Source organism: Micromonospora sp. NPDC050784, assembly GCF_044456765.1.
Taxonomy (GTDB): Bacteria; Actinomycetota; Actinomycetes; order Mycobacteriales; family Micromonosporaceae; genus Micromonospora; species Micromonospora foliorum.
This window is the reverse complement of the sequence record NZ_JBITGG010000013.1, coordinates 1-18,131: the sequence shown is the minus strand read 5'-3', so window position 1 is coordinate 18,131 and position 18,131 is coordinate 1. Positions and strand designations below refer to the sequence as shown.

At 72.4% G+C, this 18,131-nt stretch carries 18 protein-coding genes and 1 pseudogene; 8 read left to right on the top strand and 11 right to left on the bottom strand.

Features of this window, described 5'->3' with window-relative positions; all coding sequences use genetic code 11:
• The first annotated feature begins 24 nt into the window (after window positions 1-24).
• On the top strand, window positions 25-432 hold the full coding sequence (locus tag ACIBD9_RS18790; protein ID WP_030336681.1) for an ATP-binding protein: 408 nt from the start codon (window positions 25-27) through the stop codon (window positions 430-432).
• 22 nt (window positions 433-454) lie between these two features.
• On the opposite strand, the gene ACIBD9_RS18785 is transcribed toward ACIBD9_RS18790, so the two are convergent.
• Window positions 455-844 carry a hypothetical protein gene (locus tag ACIBD9_RS18785; RefSeq protein WP_396719229.1) on the bottom strand — a complete coding sequence of 130 codons (390 nt, stop codon included), beginning with the start codon at window positions 842-844 and terminating at the stop codon, window positions 455-457.
• A gap of 43 nt (window positions 845-887) precedes the next feature.
• Here ACIBD9_RS18785 and ACIBD9_RS18780 point away from each other — a divergent pair, with 43 nt between their 5' ends.
• Window positions 888-1,838, top strand: coding sequence for a diacylglycerol/lipid kinase family protein (locus tag ACIBD9_RS18780; protein ID WP_396719227.1), 951 nt, complete (start codon window positions 888-890; stop codon window positions 1,836-1,838).
• A 449-nt stretch (window positions 1,839-2,287) separates the two neighbouring features.
• Window positions 2,288-2,545, top strand: coding sequence for a WhiB family transcriptional regulator (locus ACIBD9_RS18775; RefSeq protein ID WP_007072794.1), 258 nt, complete (start codon window positions 2,288-2,290; stop codon window positions 2,543-2,545).
• Between the two features lie 86 nt (window positions 2,546-2,631).
• Here the strand turns inward: ACIBD9_RS18775 and ACIBD9_RS18770 are convergent, their stop codons facing one another.
• The 5 genes from ACIBD9_RS18770 to ACIBD9_RS18750 form a co-directional block, all read right to left on the bottom strand.
• Window positions 2,632-3,435, bottom strand: coding sequence for a sirohydrochlorin chelatase (locus tag ACIBD9_RS18770; protein WP_396719225.1), 804 nt, complete (start codon window positions 3,433-3,435; stop codon window positions 2,632-2,634).
• Window positions 3,417-4,178 (bottom strand): phosphoadenylyl-sulfate reductase, encoded by a 762-nt coding sequence (locus ACIBD9_RS18765; RefSeq protein ID WP_396709646.1) that lies wholly within the window; start codon window positions 4,176-4,178, stop codon window positions 3,417-3,419. Before ACIBD9_RS18765 ends, ACIBD9_RS18770 begins: the two co-directional genes overlap by 19 nt.
• Window positions 4,175-4,336 (bottom strand): IS1 family transposase, encoded by a 162-nt coding sequence (locus tag ACIBD9_RS18760; RefSeq protein WP_124776219.1) that lies wholly within the window; start codon window positions 4,334-4,336, stop codon window positions 4,175-4,177. Before ACIBD9_RS18760 ends, ACIBD9_RS18765 begins: the two co-directional genes overlap by 4 nt.
• Complete coding sequence (locus ACIBD9_RS18755; protein ID WP_387168842.1) at window positions 4,333-6,045, bottom strand: nitrite/sulfite reductase; 1,713 nt, start codon at window positions 6,043-6,045, stop codon at window positions 4,333-4,335. Before ACIBD9_RS18755 ends, ACIBD9_RS18760 begins: the two co-directional genes overlap by 4 nt.
• Before the next feature lie 291 nt (window positions 6,046-6,336).
• Window positions 6,337-7,248, bottom strand: coding sequence for an ArsR/SmtB family transcription factor (locus ACIBD9_RS18750; RefSeq protein WP_396719222.1), 912 nt, complete (start codon window positions 7,246-7,248; stop codon window positions 6,337-6,339).
• A 62-nt stretch (window positions 7,249-7,310) separates the two neighbouring features.
• On the opposite strand from ACIBD9_RS18750, the gene ACIBD9_RS18745 reads away from it, so the two are divergent.
• Window positions 7,311-8,336: an aldo/keto reductase family protein gene (locus ACIBD9_RS18745; RefSeq protein WP_396719220.1), complete on the top strand. Its 1,026-nt coding sequence runs from the start codon at window positions 7,311-7,313 to the stop codon at window positions 8,334-8,336.
• A 45-nt stretch (window positions 8,337-8,381) separates the two neighbouring features.
• Complete coding sequence (locus ACIBD9_RS18740; protein WP_396719218.1) at window positions 8,382-9,881, top strand: glycosyltransferase family 39 protein; 1,500 nt, start codon at window positions 8,382-8,384, stop codon at window positions 9,879-9,881.
• Between the two features lie 42 nt (window positions 9,882-9,923).
• Here ACIBD9_RS18740 and ACIBD9_RS18735 read toward each other — a convergent pair whose 3' ends face one another.
• Both ACIBD9_RS18735 and ACIBD9_RS18730 read right to left on the bottom strand, forming a co-directional pair.
• Window positions 9,924-11,516, bottom strand: coding sequence for a histidine kinase N-terminal domain-containing protein (locus tag ACIBD9_RS18735; RefSeq protein ID WP_396719216.1), 1,593 nt, complete (start codon window positions 11,514-11,516; stop codon window positions 9,924-9,926).
• Window positions 11,517-11,541: 25 nt separating this feature from the next.
• Window positions 11,542-12,573, bottom strand: a complete 1,032-nt coding sequence (locus ACIBD9_RS18730; RefSeq protein ID WP_396719472.1) for an SIS domain-containing protein — start codon at window positions 12,571-12,573, stop codon at window positions 11,542-11,544.
• Window positions 12,574-12,762: 189 nt separating this feature from the next.
• On the opposite strand from ACIBD9_RS18730, the gene ACIBD9_RS18725 reads away from it, so the two are divergent.
• Window positions 12,763-14,604, top strand: a complete 1,842-nt coding sequence (locus ACIBD9_RS18725) for a tetratricopeptide repeat protein (protein WP_396719214.1) — start codon at window positions 12,763-12,765, stop codon at window positions 14,602-14,604.
• 30 nt (window positions 14,605-14,634) lie between these two features.
• Here the strand turns inward: ACIBD9_RS18725 and ACIBD9_RS18720 are convergent, their stop codons facing one another.
• Complete coding sequence (locus ACIBD9_RS18720) at window positions 14,635-16,224, bottom strand: MDR family MFS transporter (RefSeq protein ID WP_396719212.1); 1,590 nt, start codon at window positions 16,222-16,224, stop codon at window positions 14,635-14,637.
• A gap of 105 nt (window positions 16,225-16,329) precedes the next feature.
• On the opposite strand from ACIBD9_RS18720, the pseudogene ACIBD9_RS18715 reads away from it, so the two are divergent.
• A pseudogene (locus ACIBD9_RS18715) lies at window positions 16,330-17,056 on the top strand (TetR/AcrR family transcriptional regulator).
• On the opposite strand, the gene ACIBD9_RS18710 reads toward ACIBD9_RS18715, so the two are convergent.
• Window positions 16,957-17,466: a GNAT family N-acetyltransferase gene (locus tag ACIBD9_RS18710; protein ID WP_396719210.1), complete on the bottom strand. Its 510-nt coding sequence runs from the start codon at window positions 17,464-17,466 to the stop codon at window positions 16,957-16,959. The pseudogene ACIBD9_RS18715 and the gene ACIBD9_RS18710 overlap by 100 nt on opposite strands.
• Window positions 17,463-17,684 carry a biotin/lipoyl-binding carrier protein gene (locus tag ACIBD9_RS18705; protein ID WP_396719470.1) on the bottom strand — a complete coding sequence of 74 codons (222 nt, stop codon included), beginning with the start codon at window positions 17,682-17,684 and terminating at the stop codon, window positions 17,463-17,465. The genes ACIBD9_RS18710 and ACIBD9_RS18705 overlap by 4 nt, the downstream gene beginning before the upstream one ends.
• A 182-nt stretch (window positions 17,685-17,866) precedes the next feature.
• Between ACIBD9_RS18705 and ACIBD9_RS18700 the strand changes: the two genes are divergently transcribed.
• Window positions 17,867-17,980, top strand: a complete 114-nt coding sequence (locus tag ACIBD9_RS18700) for a 50S ribosomal protein bL37 (RefSeq protein ID WP_370453046.1) — start codon at window positions 17,867-17,869, stop codon at window positions 17,978-17,980.
• The last annotated feature ends 151 nt before the right edge of the window (window positions 17,981-18,131 follow it).

The window sequence follows — 18,131 nt, the reverse complement described above, 5'->3', positions numbered from 1 at the left end:
AGTCCCCGACCGGGGGGATGAGGCGTGACTCAACTGACTGGCCAGCCAGCAACCGACGACGACGTGGTGCACCTCACGGTGCCTGCCGACGGCGGTTACCTCGGCGTGCTTCGCACCGCCACCGCCGGTCTCGCGGCCCGGTTGCAGTTCGCGCTCGACGAGATCGAGGATCTGCGGATCGCGGTCGACGAGGCGTGCGCCATGCTGCTCGCCATCGCCACCCGTGACGCCGAGTTGGAGTGCCGCTTCGCGGTCACCGAGGACGCGCTGACCGTCGAGGTGACCGTGCCGACCGTGCGTGGTGCCACCCTGCCCGCCGAGTCGTCGTTCGCCTGGAAGGTGCTCACCGCGCTGACCACGTCGGCGTCCGCCACGTCCGCCGACGGTCGGGCCACGATCGCGCTGCTCACCCGCCGCTCCGGCGGTTACTGACCGACCCGACGGGCCGGCGTGGTCACTCGAAGCCGAGGGCGCGGGTCGTCGGAGGGCAGATCAGCAGCCAGGCCACGCCCAAGCCGAGCGCCATCAGTGGCACACCCAGCCAGCCCAGCCCCGCCTGGATCATGAACCACCCGATCGGCAGCAGCATCAGCTGAAGCACGATCGCGGGGGCCCGTGCGCCCGCCTGACGGCGCAGCAGCGCCCGGCCCAGCGCCCAGAGCGCCACGGCCGCCCCGATGGCGAACACGGTCACCAGCAGCGCCGCCAGCAGGTCGGTGCGCGTGGCCGTGAGATCGGCCCAGACCAGCCCGACCGCGATCAGCCCGACGACGGCCGCCTCCGCCCACAGCAGCCGGACCGCCCAGCGGAGCGTGACGGGGATCGGGTCCGAGTCGATGGTCACGCGCGCCACGATACCCGGGCCGCCGAGAGGTACAGTGCCGCCCATGCGGGCCGTCCTGGTGGTCAATCCGAAGGCCACCACCACCAGCGAACGCAGCCGGGACGTGCTCGTCCGGGCGCTGCGCAGCGAAGTCGATCTCAGCGTGCGCTACACCCGTCGGCGCGGGCACGCCGTGGCGTTGGCCCGGGAGGCAGCCGCGGAGGGGGTCGACCTGGTCGTCACCCTGGGTGGCGATGGCACGGTGAACGAGGTGGTGAACGGCCTGATGACGGCCGAACCGCCGAGTCGCACCGGCGGTGCCCCGATGGCCGAGCGGCTGCCCGCGCTGGCGACCGTCCCCGGTGGCTCGACAAACGTGTTCGCCCGCGCGGTGGGCCTGCCCCGGGAGTGGCCGGAGGCGACCAGCATGATCCTGGAAGGGCTGCGGCTGGGCCGGAGCCGGACGGTGGGGCTGGGCCTCGCGGACGACCGCTACTTCACCTTCTGTGCCGGGTTCGGCCTGGACGCCGCGGTGATCCACCGGGTGGAGCAGGCTCGGCGGAAGGGGCGGGTGTCCACGCCGTCGCTCTATCTGCGTTCGATCATGAACCAGTACTTCCTCGCCTCGGACCGGCGGCACCCGGCGATCGTCCTGGAGCGTCCGGGTGAGGCGGCGGAGGCCGAGCTGGCCACCGTCATCATCCAGAACACGGCGCCCTGGACGTACCTGGGCGACCGGGAGGTCAACCCGAACCCGGCGGCGTCGTTCGATCTCGGGCTGGATGTGCTGGCGTTACGTCAGCTCCGGGTGGCTAGCACAACACGGACAGTGACGCAGTTCCTGTCCCGGCAACCGAATCCTCGCGGCCGGCAGGTGTTACGACTCCATGACACGGCGGAGTTCACGCTGGTCTCCAGCCGCCCGCAGGCGTTCCAGCTGGACGGGGACTATCTCGGCGAGCGGGAGAAAGTCAGATTCACCTCCGTTCCCGCCGCACTGAGAGTAATCTGCTAGGTCTCGGGTACTGCCCTTGGTCGACACGGTGGCCGCAACCGATCGACATGGCCGCCGCCACACCGAGGGGCAGGTGCCGGAAATGTCAGCAATGTCACGCGGACTGTACTATATTGATCCTCGACTGTGGCACGGCGGGTAACCAGGAAAGCACTGGAACCCGGACAAATGGGTTGTGGGCTTGCTCACCGCCCGGAGTTTTTCCGAGCGTCACCCTTGACATCACGACTGTTCGTGAAAGTATTCACAAGCGAACTTGAGTTACCGGGACATTGCCTGGATATGCTCGTCAGGTTGAGCTGTTCCAGCAGGTCCCCGGCGATCACTGCCTGCTCACGCACTGCCGAATGGTCGGACGCTAACTGTCACCACCGGCACTGCGGATGCATATAGGAAAAGCACGACTAGCAATTGTTTGCCACCCATCCAGAATGAGGAGTGTTGCCGCCATGGACTGGCGTCACCATGCTGTCTGCCGCGACGAGGACCCGGAGCTGTTCTTCCCGATTGGGACGTCCGGACCGGCTCTCCTGCAGGTCGAGCAGGCCAAGGCCGTCTGCAGGCGCTGCTCCGTGACCGACCAGTGCCTTCAGTGGGCACTCGAGTCTGGTCAGGACGCCGGCGTCTGGGGCGGAATGAGCGAGGAGGAGCGGCGCGCTGTCAAGCGGCGCGGCGGTCTCCGGGTGCTGCGCGCTCACTCCGCCTGATCCCCAACGACACAGCTGTACGCCCCGGTGGGTTCGCTCACCGGGGCGTTCCGCTGTCCGGCGCCGGGTCACCGTGCCGGCACGGGTCAGCCCGTCGACGCCAGCACGGGCCGATCGTCGACCCGACGCAGCACCAACTCGACCAACTCCGGTGCGTCGGTCAACGGCGCGGCGACCGCCACCGCGCCCGCCGCCCGCGCCGCCTCGGTCACCGCGTCGTGGAACAACCCCGGTGCCAGGAAGTACGCGGACACCGCGACCCGGCGCGCGCCGGACGCCCGTAGCCGGGACACCGCCACGCCGGCCGCCGGTGGGGCCGCCGACGCGTACGCCACCCGGCAGGGCACCCCGAACTCCACGCCGAGCGCGTCGGCGACCCGACCCACCGAGCGGCGCGCCCGCGCGTCCCGCGTGCCCGCCGCGGCCAGCACCAACGCGTCGAAGCGGCCCGGACGTGTCTCACCCAGCCGACGGCACAGCCCGGCCAACAGGCCAGGATCGGGCGTGTCGTCCGCCGGGCCGAGCACATCGGTCACCCGTACCGCCAGCGGTGGCCCGGACCGCGTCGCCGCGGCGACCGCCGCCGGAATGTCCACCCGATTGTGGTACGCGGCGGTCAGCAGCAGCGGCACCAGCACCGCCCGGCGGTGGCCGGCCACGGCCAGGTCACGCAGAACCTCGGTCGGCCCCGGCTCGGTGTGGTCCAGCCAGCTCGCCCACACCGGTGTGCCCGGCCGGGCCGCCGACACCGCCCGAGCCAGCGCCCGGGTGGCGTCGGCCGCCCGTGGGTCACGGCTGCCGTGCGCGACCAGCACCACCGGGTCCGCCCCGCCGGCCGCACCGGGGCCGGTCCGGGTCGTCGCCGGCGAGGTCAGACGTGCAGCCCGCACTCGGTCTTCTCGAACATGGCCCACCGGCCGGCCCGCGCGTCCTCGCCGGCCTTCGTCCGGCGGGTGCACGGCCAGCAGCCGATCGACCCGTAACCCTGCTTGAACAGCTCGTTGACCGGCACATTGAAGCGGGCGATGTAGGCGTCCACGTCCTTCTGCGACCAGGCCGCGATCGGGTTGACCTTGACCTTGCCGCGGCGCGCGTCGAAGGTCACCACCGGCGTGTTGGCCCGACTCGGCGACTCGTCCCGCCGCAGACCGGCGGCCCAGGCGTCGTACCCGGTCAGCGCCCGCTCCAGCGGCTCCACCTTGCGCAGCTGGCAGCAGTCGTCCGGCGACTTGTTGAACAGCCGGGGACCGTACTGGCCGTCCTGCTGGCCGACGGTGAGCCGGGGGCGGATCGACCGGACGTTCACCGGCAGCGTCCGAGCGACCTCGTCGCGTACCCGCAGCGTCTCGGGGAAGTGCAGGCCGGTGTCGAGGAAGACCACGTCCACCCCGGGGGCCACCCGGGACACCAGGTGCGCCAGCACGGCGTCGGCCATCGAACTGGTGACGCAGAACCGCTCACCGAAGGTCTGCGCCGCCCAGCGGGCGATCTCCAGTGCCGGGGCGCCCTCCAGGTCCCGAGCGGCCTGCTCGGCCAGGGCCCGCAGCTCGTCCGGGTCGCGTCGGGCCGGGTCGGCCGGCGTCGAACCGCCCGGGCCCACCAGGCGCAGGCTCGCGGCCGAGACGAGACTCATGACGTCACCGTCCGACTGAGCAGCCCGGTGAACTTCACCGAGAAGACCCGGGTGCAGGCGTGGCACTCCCAGGCGCCGTGCCCCGCCTCGTGCGGCCGCAGGTCCTCCTCGCCGCAGTACGGGCAGTACAGAGGTGCCGCTCGGTTCTCGCTGCTCATCGCAGTTCCTCCTCGTCGACTCTGATCACCCAGTTGGCGAACGTCTCGCCCTCGCTCCGACCGGCCAGGTAGCGACGGGCCAGCCGTTCCACGTACTCCGGAAGCTCCTCGGCGGTGGTCTTCAGGCCGCGCAGCTTGCGGCCGAAACCGGCGGTCTGCCCCTGGGCCATGCCCAGCCCGCCACCCAGGTGCACCTGGAAACCCTCGACCTGCCGGCCGTCCGGGCCGACCACCAGTTGGCCCTTGAGCCCGATGTCGGCCACCTGGGTGCGCGCGCACGCGTTCGGGCAGCCGTTGATGTGGATCGAGATGTCCGCGTCGAAGTCGCGCAGCCGCTGCTCCAGCCGGGCCACCAACTCCTCGCCGCGGGCCTTCGTCTCGACGATGGCGAGCTTGCAGTACTCGATGCCGGTGCACGCCATCGTGCCGCGCCGCCAGGCCGACGGCCGGGCCTCCAGACCGATCCCGCGCAGCGCGTCCACCAGCGACTCCGTCCGCTCCGACGGAACGTCGAGCACCAGCAGCTTCTGGTACGGGGTGAGCCGCACCCGGTCGCTGCCGTGCGCCTCGACCACGTCGGCCAGCTGGCTGAGCTGTGCGCCGGAGACCCGCCCGACCACCGGGGCGGCGCCCACGTAGTGCCGCCCGTCGGCCTGCTCGTGCACGCCCACGTGGTCGACCGGCTTCGACGGCAGGACCGGCGCCGGGCCGTCGAGCAGCGTACGACCGAGGTAGTCCTTCTCCAGGACCTCACGGAAGCGCTCCACGCCCCAGTCGGCCACCAGGAACTTCAACCGGGCCCGGTTGCGCAGTCGGCGGTAGCCGTAGTCACGGAAGATCCCGACCACGCCGGCCCACACGTCCGGCACCTCGGTCAGCGGCACCCAGACGCCGAGCCGCTTGGCGAGCATCGGGTTGGTGGAGAGGCCCCCGCCGACCCAGACGTCGAAGCCGGGCCCGTGCTCGGGGTGGTCGACACCGAGGAAGGCGATGTCGTTCGACTCGTACGGGGTGTCCACCAGCCAGGAGATCGACGTCTTGAACTTGCGGGGCAGGTTGGAGAACTGCTTGTCGCCGACGTACCGGGAGACGATCTCGTCGATCGCCGGGGTCGGGTCGAGCAGCTCCTCGCGGGCCACCCCGGCGACCGGGCTGCCCAGCACGATCCGTGGGCAGTCGCCGCACGCCTCGGTGGTCTGCAGGCCGACCGACTCCAGCCGGCGCCAGATCTCCGGCATGTCCTCGACCCGGATCCAGTGGTACTGGATGTTCTGCCGGTCGGTGATGTCGGCGGTGTCCCGCGCGAACTCCCGGGAGATGTCCGCGATCACCCGCAGCTGGGCCAGGCTGAGTTGGCCGCCGTCGATGCGGACCCGGAGCATGAAGAACTCGTCCTCCAGCTCGTGCGGCTCCAGCACGGCGGTGCGCCCACCGTCGATGCCCGCCTTGCGCTGGGTGTAAAGGCCCCACCAGCGGAACCGCCCTCGCAGGTCCTGCGGGTCGATGGAGGCGAAGCCGCGGTGCGCGTAGATGTTCTCGATGCGGGCCCGGACGTTGAGCGGGTCGTCGTCCTTCTTGATCCGCTCGTTGGGGTTGAGCGGCTCGCGGTGGCCGAGCGCCCACTGACCCTCGCCCCGTGGCCGGCGCGGCGCTCGGGTCGGGCGAGCCGTCGGGTCCTCGGAACGGGCCGGGATGCTGCTGACCGCCATCGCGGCGTCCTCCGTTGTCTGCTGTGCCTCGGGTACGCGGGGCGCGGCGGCCGGCCCGGCGAAGCGGGCGGGACAACGGTGTCTTCAGACAGCCGGCGCGGAGCGCGCCCGAGACAGAATGGTCGGGCGTCGTCAGTAGGCCGGACAGATCGCGCTGCGCACGCGGCCGTAATCAACGTGGCGACGTGCCACGAAGCGGCGGACGACTGCGGCGGTCATGGGCCCATGCTGCCACACCTCAAGGGGGCCGGCCAATGTCCACGTGCTCGATCCCACATCACGGGCCGGAGGTCAGCCGACCAGCTGGTCACCAAGGACAGTTCGGGCATAACGCACCACCCGCCCCTGTCGTACGCCGGCGATCAAGCCGTTGTCCCGCAGCGTGGTGAGGTGGTGCGACGCGGTCGCCGGCGCGAGACCCAGCATCGCGGCCAACTCGCCGGTACTCAGCGGCGAGTCGAGCAGGCTGAGCGCCGCCGCCCGGGTACCGCCGAGCAGGGCGCCCAACGCCGGGCTGGGCGGCGGCGAATCCCACAGCCCGCCCAGCCCGGTGGGCGGATAGCAGAGGGCGGGCCCGGCGTCGCCCTCCATGATCGCGTGCACCGTCGGTCCGGAGAACGAGGTGGGCAGCAGCGTCCACGGGCGTCCGTCCAGGCCGGTCGGCCGGGTCGTGCCGACGGCGACCCGCAGCGCCGCGCCGTCCCACCGGATCAACTGGTGCACGTCGCGGAGCAGGGTGCGTCCGCCCTGCTCGGCGGCGAGCAGCGTCCGCCGCCGGATGTCGGCCAGCGCGAGCGCCCGCAGCCGGGGCCAGTCCGGTGCGATCAGCAGGGTGAAGTACCTGTGGAGCTGCACGACCAGCTCGTCCGGGGTCAGCCGGGGTGCGCCGGCCCGCTCCAGTTGCCGCCGTACCCGGGACGGGTCGGTGCCGACGACCGCCCGCAACTCGGCGGCCAGGTTCGGCGCCACCCCGATCGGGGTGAGGAAGTCCGGCACGTAGCCGTTGGACGACCCGAGCACCGCCAGCAGCGGTTCCAGGCCGGCACCCGGAAGCAACCGCTCCGCGCGCTCCCGCCACGGACGGTGCATCCAGTACTTCGCCGGCTTGCGTAACGCCCAGGAACTGGCCACCAGCTCGGCCAGGGGCGAGTGCAGAAACCGGACCCGGCTCAGGTCGTCGGGCGAGAACCGAACCTCGATCACCCACGGATTCGACCACGTTCGAACGGTTCGGCGACAGCGCGGAGCGGCCCGACGATCCTCATATGGAGTACAGGCAACTGGGCCGGTCGGGCCTGCGCGTCAGCGCGGTCGCGTACGGCAACTGGGTCACCCACGGCAACCAACTCGACGACGATGCGGCGGCCGCGTGCGTGGCCGCCGCCCTGGACGCGGGCATCACCACGTTCGACACCGCCGACCGGTACGCCCAGGGGCGGGCCGAGGAGGCGTTGGGCAAGGCGCTGAGCGGCGTCCGGCGCAGCTCGATCGAGCTCTGCACGAAGGTGTGCCTGCCGGTCGGGCCGGGGGCCAACGACGCCGGGCTGTCCCGCAAGCACATCATCGAGGGCTGTCACGCCTCGCTGAGCCGGTTGGGCACCGACTACGTCGACCTCTATCAAGCGCACCGGTACGACGACAGCGTGCCGCTGGAGGAGACGATGCTCGCCTTCGCCGACCTGGTCCGCCAGGGCAAGGTGCTCTACGTCGGCGCCTCCGAGTGGACCGCCCCGCAGTTGCGCGCGGGCCTGCGGCTCGCCGCCGAGCTGCACATCCCGTTCATCGCCAACCAGCCGCAGTACTCGATGCTGTGGCGGGTGGTGGAGGCCGAGGTGTCGCCCGCCTGCGCCGACCTCGGCCTGGGCCAGCTCGCCTGGGCGCCCCTCGCGATGGGTGTGCTGACCGGTCGGTACCAACCTGGCGGACGTCCGCCCGCCGGCTCCCGGGCCACCGACGGCTTCGGTGGCTCGTTCATCGCCCGCTACTCCTCGGAGGTGCTGCTCTCCCGGGTACGCCAGCTCCGGCCGATCGCCGAGGCCGCCGGCTGCACGATGGCCCAGTTGGCGGTGGCATGGGTGCTGCGCCGGCCGACCGTGGCGGCCGCGATCGTCGGCGCGTCCCGGCCCGAGCAGCTCGCCGAGACGGCCAAGGCCGCCACGGTACGGCTCGACGACGAGCTGCTGGCCCGGATCGACGCCGTTCTCGACGAGCTCGTGGAGCGCGATCCGGCGAAGACCGCCCGACCGAACGACGTGATGCCCGCCTGGCGCCCACCGCCTGCCGCCGGCTGACGCCCACGGAGGGGGCGGCCGTGGCAGGCTCGGACCGTGGGGCAAATGTCCGAGAGGTCGGCCGGGGCGGCGTGGGAGCACCTGCGCCGCCTGCCGGTCTGGCTCCCCCCGGCGCTGTTGACCCTGGCGGTGACCCTGACCGGGCTCGGCTCCGCCCAGCTCTGGCGCGACGAGCTGGCGACGTGGAGCGCGGCCACCCGGTCGCCCGGCGACCTGGCCCGGCTGGCCGGCACCATCGACGCCGCCACCGGGCCGTACTACCTGCTGATGCACGTCTGGACCAGTGTCTTCGGTGACTCCACGATCGCGCTGCGCGTACCGGCCGCGCTGGCGATGACCGTGGCCGCCGGGCTGCTCGCCGTGCTCGGCGCGCGGCTCGTCGACCGGCGCGGCGGCCTCTTCGCCGGGCTGCTGTTCGCGGTGCTCCCCGGCACCTCCCGCTACGGGCAGGAGGCTCGCCCGTACGCGCTGGCCACCATGCTCGCCGTGCTCGCCACCCTGCTACTGGTGACCGCGTTGCGTCGACCGAGCTGGGCCCGTTGGTCCGGTTACGCCGTCGCCGTCGCCGCTCTCGGGCTCATCCACCTGATCGCGCTCACACTGCTCGCCGCCCACGCGCTGGTCGTCCTCATCGCCTGGTGGCGCGGCCCGGCGCCGGCCGGCATCGCCACCCCGGCACACCTCGACGCCGAGCGGGACCGCCGGGTGTGGCGGTGGCTGGTCGCCGTGGTGCCGGTCGCGCTGCTGGCCGGCCCGCTGCTGGTCAAGGCCCGGACCCAGCAGTCCCGGCAGTTGAACTGGGTCCACCTGGCCCGGCTGGACGACCTGACCGCGCTGCCCGGCGGCGTGGCCCAGAGCAGTGTGGTCGGTGGCCTACTGGTCGGGGTCGCCGCGCTGGGCGCGGCCCGGCTCGGGCGACGCGCCCTGCTGCCGGTCAGCGCGGTGCTGCTGCCCGTACTGCTGCTCTTCGCCGCCGGCACGGTCGTACCACTGTGGGTGCCCCGGTACCTGGTCTTCGTGGTGCCCTTCGCGTGTCTGCTGGCGGGCGCGGCGCTGGCCGCCGTGGCCGCACCGGCCGCGCTCGTGGTGGTGGTGCTGGCCGGGCTGCTCGGCCTACCCGACCAGGCCGCGCTGCGACGGACCCACGAGTGGCCGCGCAGCGCGCCGGTGGACTACGCCGGGGCGGCACGGGTGATCGCCGACGGTCAACGGCCGGGGGACGCGGTGGTCTACTCGCCCCGGCACAGTTGGCTCTTCCTCGACCTCGGCATCGAGTACCACCTCGGCGACCCGCCACGCGACGTGCTGGTCACCGAGGACGAGGTGCGCCGCGGCGATCTGTGGGCCGCCGAGTGCCCCCAGCCAGCCCAGTGCCTGGCCGGTACGTCACGGGTGTGGCTCGTTGTCTCCGGCCGGCACGCCGAGCCGCTGGCCGCCGTGCCCGGTGCCAAGGGCGACGCCCTACGCACGGACTTCACCGTCACGCAGGTCTGGCAGCGCCCCGGCCTCACCGTCGCCCTGCTGACCAGCCGCCCCGACCGCTGACCAGTTCACAGGCCGGCAAGCCGCGGCCGGGCGGCGCGGCGGTCAGGCCTGCGCGCGGCCGTCGTGGGCGTTACGGGCCAGCGGGACGACCAGCATGGCCTCGGTGCCACCGTTGGCGCCGGCGCGCAGTTCGATGGTGCCGCGCAGTTCCCCGGTGATCAGGGCTCGGACGATCTGGAGGCCGAGCCGGCTGCCGCGTTCGGCGTCGAAGTCCGGGGGTAGCCCGCGACCGTTGTCGGTCACCGAGACGTGCAGCATCTTGCGGAACCGGTGCGCGGAGACCACCACCTCGGGTCGCAGCGACGGGTCGACCTCGGGTGCGGCGACCGGCACCATTCCGGAGGCGGCGGGTACGGGGGCCTCCTCCGCCTCGTCGGCCGGCGGGAAGCCGTGCTCGACGGCGTTGAGCAGCAACTCGTTGAGGACCATCACCAGCGAGGTGGCGATCTCCGCCGGCAGTACGCCGAAGCTGCCCCGCCGCCGCATGCCGACGCTCACCTCGGTCGCCGCGACCTCGGTGGCCGCGCTGGCCACCCGGTCGACGATGCCGTCGAACTCCACCGCCTCGTCACTGGACATGGAGAGCGTCTCGTGCACCAGGGCGATCGAGGCGACCCGACGGACCGACTCCTCCAGCGCGACCCGGGCCTCCGGCATGGACACCCGGCGGGCCTGCAACCGCAGCAGCGCGGCCACCGTCTGGAGGTTGTTCTTCACCCGGTGGTGGATCTCCCGGATGGTGGCGTCCTTGGTGATCAGTGCCCGGTCCCGGCGGCGGACCTCGGTGATGTCCCGGACCAGCACCAGCGCGCCGATCGGCACCCCGGCCGGCATCAGCGGCAGTGCCCGGGTGAGCATCGTGGCACCTCGCGCGTCGATCTCCCGGCGGGGCGGCGCCTCACCGCGCAGCGCGGCCAGGATCCCGTTCGAGGCCTCGGTGCCGTCCAACGGGTCACCGGCCAGCCGGCGGTGCAGCGCGGCCAGGTCCTCCCCCACCAGATGGGAGGCGTAGCCCAGTCGGCGGTACGCGGACTGCGCGTTCGGGCTGGCGTAGGTGACCTTCCCGCCGGCGTCGAGCCGGACCAGGCCGTCGCCAACCCGGGGCGCCGAGGTGGTCTCACCCGGATGCCGCGGCGGCGGGAAGGTACCGTCCGCGATCATCTGCGCCAGGTCGTCGGCCGTGGTCAGGTAGTTGAGCTCCAGCTGGCTGGGCGTACGCGCGGTGGAGAGGTTGGTGTCCCGCCCCACCACGGCGATCACCTCGCCGGCCTCCCCCTCGGCGGTCCGCAACCGCACCGGGATCGCCTCGTGCCGGGCCGGCACGTCGCCGTACCAGACCGGGTCGCCCTCGCGCCAGATCCGCCCCTGGGAGTACGCCACGCCCAGGTGGGCCACCTCCGGCCCGCCGACGATCCGACCCACCTGGTCGTCCTGGTACGCGGTGGGTGCGGTGGTCGGACGGACCTGGGCGACGCAGAGGAACGTGCCGTCGGCGTCGACCGGCACCCAGAGCAGCAGGTCAGCAAAAGACAGATCGGAGAGCAGTTGCCAGTCGCCGGCGATCCGGTGCAGGTGGTCGATGTCGGCCGGACGGAGATGGGTGTGCTCCTCGGCGAGGTCGCGCAGCGTGGACACGGTGACCAGGGTGCCACGCCGCGCCTCACATCGTCGCGGTGACCTTCTTCAACCCGCGCGGCGCGTCCGGGTCCTCGCCCCGGGTGAGCGCCAGGGCCAGCGCCAACCGCTGCATCGGCAGGATGTCCAGCAGCGGGGCGTACCGCTCGTCGACCTCGGGAACGGCCAGCCGGGTGGCGCCCGGCACGTCGGCGGAGCCGACCACCACGACGTCGGCGCGGCGTTCGCCGAGGCGAGGCAGCACCTCACCCATCGAACGGCCACCGGGGCCGGAGCCGACCACGGCGAGCACCGGGACCTCCGGGTCGGTCATCGCGAGCGGGCCGTGCAGCAGGTCGGCACCGGAGAAGGCGAGCGCCGGCAGGTACGAGGTCTCCATCAACTTCAGCGCGGCCTCCCGGGCGGTCGGGTAGGCGTACCCCCGGCCGGTGGTGACCAGCTGACGGGCGAACCGGTAGCGCGGGGCGAGCTGGGCCGGGGTGCCGTCGGCCAGGGTGCGGGTGGCCAGCTCGGGCAGCGCGCCGAGCGCCTCCCGTTCGGCCTTCGGGAGCACGCCGTCGCCGGCCCGGATCCCCTCCACCAGCATCAGCAGGGCGAGCAGCTCGGCGGTGTACGTCTTGGTGGCGGCCACCGCCCGCTCGTGCCCGGCGGCGATGTCGACGCTCAGCTCGGCCACGTCGACAAGCGGCGAGTCGGGGGCGTTGGTCACCGCGAGGGTCAGCGCCCCGGAGGCTCGGGCGGCGCGCAGCACCTCGGCCAGGTCGGGCGAGCCGCCGCTCTGGCTGACCCCGACGACCAGCGCGTCGGACAGGTCGGGGCGGGCCCCGAACAGGGTGACGACGCTGGGCGAGGCGAGCCCGGCGGGCAGGCCGAGCCGGATCTCGGTCAGGTAGGCCCCGTAGAGGGCGGCGTGATCGGAGGTGCCCCGTGCGGTGAAGACCACGTGCCGTGGCCGACGTTCGGCGATGACCGCCGCCACCCGGGCGATCTCGGCGGCGTTGGCAGTGGAGAGCAGGCGCGCGTAGCCAGCCGGCTGCTCCTCGATGTCGGCGGCCATACCAGCCCCTGCACGTGTCACGGAAACCCCTCCCCCTGCGCGGTTGCCGCGCGATTCTTGCTCAGTCTTGCACTTTTAAGCGTATCTCAGCAATCGAACGAGCAGGACTGCGCAGGTGATCACCAGTTGATCTCAACATCAACTAAGCTTTACCCGCTGCACCCGGTCTGACTGCCACGAGAGGACGACGTGCCCGAGGGAACGGACGATCCCGCGCTCTCCGCGACGGAGGAGCTGGCGCTCGCCCGGCTGGCACTCGACGAGGGCGACCTGCACCACGCCGCCGGCCACCTCGCCGGCGCGTTGGCACGGGCCCCCACCCTCCCGGAGGTGCACGAGACGCTGGCGCGACTCGCCGCGACGAGCGGTGGTGGTCTCGACCTCTTCCCGATCAACCACCACACCTTCGTGGGTGCGGTCGTCGCCCGCGCCCACCTCCTCGCCGCCGCCGGCCGTCCCGCCGAAGGGCTGGAGCTACTGGCCGCGGCGACGGCGCACGCGCCCGACACCGAGTGGGCCGGCGTTCCCTGGGTCACCGCGCCCGAGCTGACCGAACGGCTGAACCCGGAGCACATCGCCCGCGTCCTCATGCAGGTCTGCGCCGTCCTGCCCGACCCGGTGCCGCGGGTCGCCCGGACCCCGCTGACCCCGTACCTCACGCTCGCCCGCAACGCGGCCACCGTCCACCCCGAACACGGCCTGCTGCTGGGCGCGGCGTCCGCGCTGGCCCGGCGCCTCGGCGAGGTCGAGCTGGCGGTCCGCTGGGCCACCCGAGGGGTACGCGCACAGCCCTCGAAGATGGGCGAGGTGTGGCTCGGGTACGCGTACCGCAGCTCGGGCCGCACCCGCGACGGCCTCGCGGCCCTCGGTCGGGCCGTCGAGCTGGACCCCGACGACCTGGCGATCTACGCGGACATCGCCGGCACCCTGGCCGAGATCGGCCGGCTCGACGAGGCGCTGGAGTGGACCGAGCGGGCGCTGGCGCGCGATCCGTCGTTCGACTGCGCGGTGCACACCGCCCACCGCCTGCGGCACCTGCGCGACGGTGACCTCGCCCACCTGGTCGCGCTGGCCGACTTCGTGCGGGACCACCCCGACGACAGCCACGAGCACGGCGACCTGGCCCAGTGCTGCCGAGGCCGGCCCTGGCTCGGCCAACTCACCCCGGCCGGCGGGCCCCTGGTCGACGCGATGCGCCAGGCGGTGGCCGATGACGACAACGGTCTCGGCGGTGCCGTACGCCTACCCGCCGCCGCTCCACCGAGCGCGGTCGGTACGGCGATCTCCACCGCCCCCGGGCTGCGGATCGAGGTCGTCGGCGCGTTGGAGCCCGACCCGCGTGAGCCCCGACGGGCGACCGCTCAGCGCTTGTGGCACTACGCGGACGCCGTACCCAAGCCCGCGCTGGCGGCGCCGTCGGCGACAGCGGTCGAACGGATCGGGCAGATCGCCCACCCGGCGTGGGCGCACCCACCGGCGGCGTACGACGCGGCGGTGGGCCTGGCCGGCCTCGATCTGGCCGACCTGCTCGGCCTGTTGGTGCACCCGCCGGCGGCGCCGGCCAACGCGGTGGGCCGGCTGCTGGCCGCCCACGACCCGTCGGTCTGGGTCCGTGGTGTGCAGGTGTGGGCCTGCCTGGGGCTGCTGCACCACCGCACCGACGAGCCGTGGGAGGGCTCGACCCGGCGCCGGGTGCTGCTCGACCTGATCTGGGGCGTCGAGGACTGGGTCACCGAGGCGGCGCTGTTCGCCCTGGTCACCGCCGCCTGGGTGGACCCGTCGGTGCGGTCGGACGTGGCCCGGGTGGTGGCGGAGCGGCTGGCCGACGCGGCTGCCGTGGCACGGAGCCGACCGGTCCCGATCGCCGCGTCGCTGGCTCACGTGGCACTCGCCGCCCCACAGTTGGACCCGGCGACCGCGGCACTGGCCACCGAGCTGCTCGCCGCCCACTCCCCCCGGCTTCCCCGCCCCCGCAACCCCCTGCGCCGCCTCTGGCAACGTCTGAGCAGGGGCGCGCCGCGCCGACCGTGACGGTCGACGCGGCGCTTTTTCGCGGTTGGGTCAGGCGACCGGGGCGGCCTTGCCGAGGGCGACCTCGGCCTCCTCCTCCGGGGTGGCCTGCGGCGGCGCCTCGTTCGCGGTGCGCAGCGGGATCTCCTTGATGAACCAGGCGAGCACCGGGATCACGATGGTGAACAGCACCGCCCAGAGGAAGACGTGCGAGATGGCGTCGGAGAGACCACCGAGCACCGCCTCGCGCGCCTGGGCGGGCAGGTCCTTGAGCTTCTCCAGGTCCATCCCGGCGCCGGCCTCGCCGCCGCCGAAGGCTCGACCGCCCTCGGAGCTGGCCAGCCGGTTGGCGAAGATCGCGCCGAACAGCGAGATGCCGAACGAGCCACCGATCGACCGGAAGAAGGTCGCCGCGCCACTGGCCGCGCCGAGGTCCTTCTGCTCCACGCTGTTCTGCGCGATCAGCATCGAGGTCTGCATGAGGAAGCCCATGCCGACGCCGAGCACGACCATGTACAGCGAGGACATCAACTTGCTGGTGTCGGTGTCGAGCATGGACAGCAGCGCCATGCCCCCGGTCATCACCACGCCACCGATGATCGGGTACGCCCGGTACTTGCCGTTGCGGGTGATCGCCCGGCCGATGACCAGCGAGACGACGAGCATGCCGAACATCAGCGGCAGCAGCAGCAGACCACTGTTGGTCGCCGACGCCCCCTGCACGGTCTGCTGGTAGAGCGGCAGGAAGTTCATCGCGCCGAACATCGCGAAGCCGAGCAGGAAGCCGATCACCGAGATCAGCGCGAAGTTGCGGTTGGCGAAGAGCGCCAGCGGCAGGATCGGTTCCTGGACCCGGCGTTCCACCAGGCCGAAGGCCACCAATGCGAGCACGGCGAGCACGGCCAGGCCGAGGATCTGCGGCGACGTCCAGTCGTACTCGTTGCCACCCCAGGTGGTGATGAGCACGATCGCGGTGATGCCCACCGAGAGCAGCCCGGCGCCGAGCCAGTCGATCCGGTGCTCGGTGCGGTACTTCGGCAGGTGCATGGTGGTGATCAGCACGAGCAGCGCGACGCCACCCAGCGGCAGGTTCACGTAGAACGCCCAGCGCCAGGAGAGGTGGTCGGTGATGAAGCCGCCGGCCAGCGGGCCGGCGACCATGGCGATGGCCATGATGCCGGCGATCATGCCCTGGTAGCGCCCGCGCTCGCGGGGCGGGACCAGGTCACCGATGATCGCCATCACGCCGACCATGAGGCCGCCGGCGCCGAGGCCCTGCACGGCCCGGAAGGCGATGAGCTGGACCATTCCGTCCTCCGGGCCACCGAGCATCCCGGAGCCGGCCATGCCGCAGAGGGCGGAGCCGACCAGGAAGACGACAACCGAGGTCAGGAAGACCGACTTGCGGCCGTAGAGGTCACCGAGCTTGCCCCAGATCGGGGTGGAGACGGTGGTGCCCAGGACGTACGCGGTGACCACCCAGGTGAAGTGGTTGAGCCCGCCGAACTCGCCGACGATCCGCGGTAGCGCGGTGCTGACGATCATGTTGTCGAGCATCGCGAGCATCATCGCGATCATCAGACCGAACAGCACCACCCGTATGTTGTTGGGTCGCGTGCCGGCCTGCGTTGCCTGAGTCATGGGTAAGCTCCCCCCGAGGATTGCCGTACTTACTTGCCGCCCGGCTAGTCACCTTACTAGCCGCACGGTAAGTTGGGTACGAGCAACGGTCAAGCCATTTGGAGGGTGTGGGTGAGCGAGAGCACAGGCGGCGGAACGCGGGAACGGATCAAGGCCGTCGCGCTTGAGCTCTTCACCGAGCAGGGGTACGAGAAGACCTCGCTCCGGGAGATCGCCGAGCGCCTCAATGTGACCAAGGCCGCCCTCTACTACCACTTCAAGAGCAAGGACGACATCGTCGCCAGCTTCGTCGAGGACCGGCTGGAGCGGATGGACGCGCTGACCGCCTGGGCCGCCACCCAGCCCGCCACCCTGGCCACCCGACGCGAGCTGATCTCCCGGTACGCCGACACGATGTTCGACGGCACTCAGCCGTCGGTGATGCGCTTCTTCGAGCAGAACCAGACCGCGCTCAAGAGCCTCTCCTCCGGGCAGAAGATGCGCGGTCGGATGTTGGAGCTGGCCGAGGCGCTCTGCCGGGGCGACGACTCCCCCGCCGCCCAACTGCGCGCCGCGCTGTCCCTGTTCGCGGTGCACACCAGCTGGTTCGCGGTACGCGCACCGCACATCAGCGACGACGAACGCCGCAAGCTCGCCCTGGAGGTGGCCGACGAGCTGCTGGCCGCCATCGGCACGCAGCCCGACGCCTGACCCGGGCGTGCTCGTTCCGGCCCGGGCTCGTCGGTCGGCGGTTCAGCCGCGGGTCAGCTCCAGCCGCAGGCCGAGCAGGTCCACGCCCGGCGCCGGTGACCAGTCCTTCTCCGGCGAGCGGACGAACCCGCGCCGCGAGTAGAGCCGGTGCGCCGGATCGGCCATCCCGGCCCGGACACAGATCACCACCGCCGTGCAACCCAACTCGGTCGCCCGGTCGACGCACGCCTCGACCAACGCGGCACCGACACCCCGCCCCTGCGCACCCGGGTCGACCGCGAGCATCCGGAACTCCGCCTCGCCCGGCCCGGACAGCTCGGCGAACGGGGTGCCCGGCAGGACGAACGTGACCGAGCCGAGGACCGCCCCGGTCATCTCGTCGACCGCGACCAGCACCTCGCCGCTGCCGGCCCGGGTCGACACGTCGGCCAACACCTCGCCGTACCCGTGTTCGCCCTTGAGCTGGCCGTCCGCCTCGTACGCGGCCACGGTCAGCCGGGCCACCGCCGGGAAGTCGGCCGGCTCGGCCGAACGGACCCGCAACCCGGTCAAGCGATCACCGCGATCAGGTCACCGTCCTGCACGACGTCGCCCTCGTTCACGGCGAGCTGCTGGAGCACACCATCGGACTCGGCGATGACCGGGATCTCCATCTTCATCGACTCGAGGATCACCAGGGTGTCACCCTCGGCCACGGTGTCACCCGCCGTGGCGACGACCTTCCAGACGTTGGCCACCATCTCGGCGCGGATCTCCTCGGCCATGTCCAGGCCCTCCCTCTTCGCGACGTGCCTGCCGGTGTATCCAATCATGTGTCGACCGACGGTGGGCCCGCAGCGGCACAGCCGGGATGGCAGGCCCGCCCTGGGGAAGGCGGCGGCGGCCGACCGCACTACCATCAGCGGGTCGGACCCGACGCCGGACCGCCGGTGGCCGCATCCGCGCCGAGGTCGTGCGCAGGACGGATCCGACCCATCACGAGGAGGTCAGCATGGCGAAGAAGTCCCGGAAGAAGAAGGCTCGTAAGAAGAACGCCGCGAACCACGGCAAGCGTCCCAACTCCTGAACGGGTCGACGGGCCGGTTGCCCGTCGCCGCTCAGTCCGGCCGAGGCCGGGTACACCGGTGGGGGGGGGGGGGCGCGCCGCCCCCCCCCCCCCCCGCGCCCCCGCCCCCCCCCCCCACCCACCACCCCCCCCCCCCCCCCCCCCCCCGGCG

Excerpts from the sequence above, each read along its gene's own strand:
- ACIBD9_RS18780 (WP_396719227.1), top strand. The coding sequence starts at position 888 with ATGCGGGCCGTCCTGGTGGTCAATCCGAAGGCCACCACCACCAGCGAA.
- ACIBD9_RS18730 (WP_396719472.1), bottom strand. The coding sequence starts at position 12,573 with ATGGCCGCCGACATCGAGGAGCAGCCGGCTGGCTACGCGCGCCTGCTC.
- ACIBD9_RS18720 (WP_396719212.1), bottom strand. The coding sequence starts at position 16,224 with ATGACTCAGGCAACGCAGGCCGGCACGCGACCCAACAACATACGGGTG.
- ACIBD9_RS18765 (WP_396709646.1), bottom strand. The coding sequence starts at position 4,178 with ATGAGTCTCGTCTCGGCCGCGAGCCTGCGCCTGGTGGGCCCGGGCGGT.
- ACIBD9_RS18760 (WP_124776219.1), bottom strand. The coding sequence starts at position 4,336 with ATGAGCAGCGAGAACCGAGCGGCACCTCTGTACTGCCCGTACTGCGGC.
- ACIBD9_RS18745 (WP_396719220.1), top strand. The coding sequence starts at position 7,311 with ATGGAGTACAGGCAACTGGGCCGGTCGGGCCTGCGCGTCAGCGCGGTC.
- ACIBD9_RS18755 (WP_387168842.1), bottom strand. The coding sequence starts at position 6,045 with ATGGCGGTCAGCAGCATCCCGGCCCGTTCCGAGGACCCGACGGCTCGC.
- ACIBD9_RS18740 (WP_396719218.1), top strand. The coding sequence starts at position 8,382 with ATGTCCGAGAGGTCGGCCGGGGCGGCGTGGGAGCACCTGCGCCGCCTG.
- ACIBD9_RS18775 (WP_007072794.1), top strand. The coding sequence starts at position 2,288 with ATGGACTGGCGTCACCATGCTGTCTGCCGCGACGAGGACCCGGAGCTG.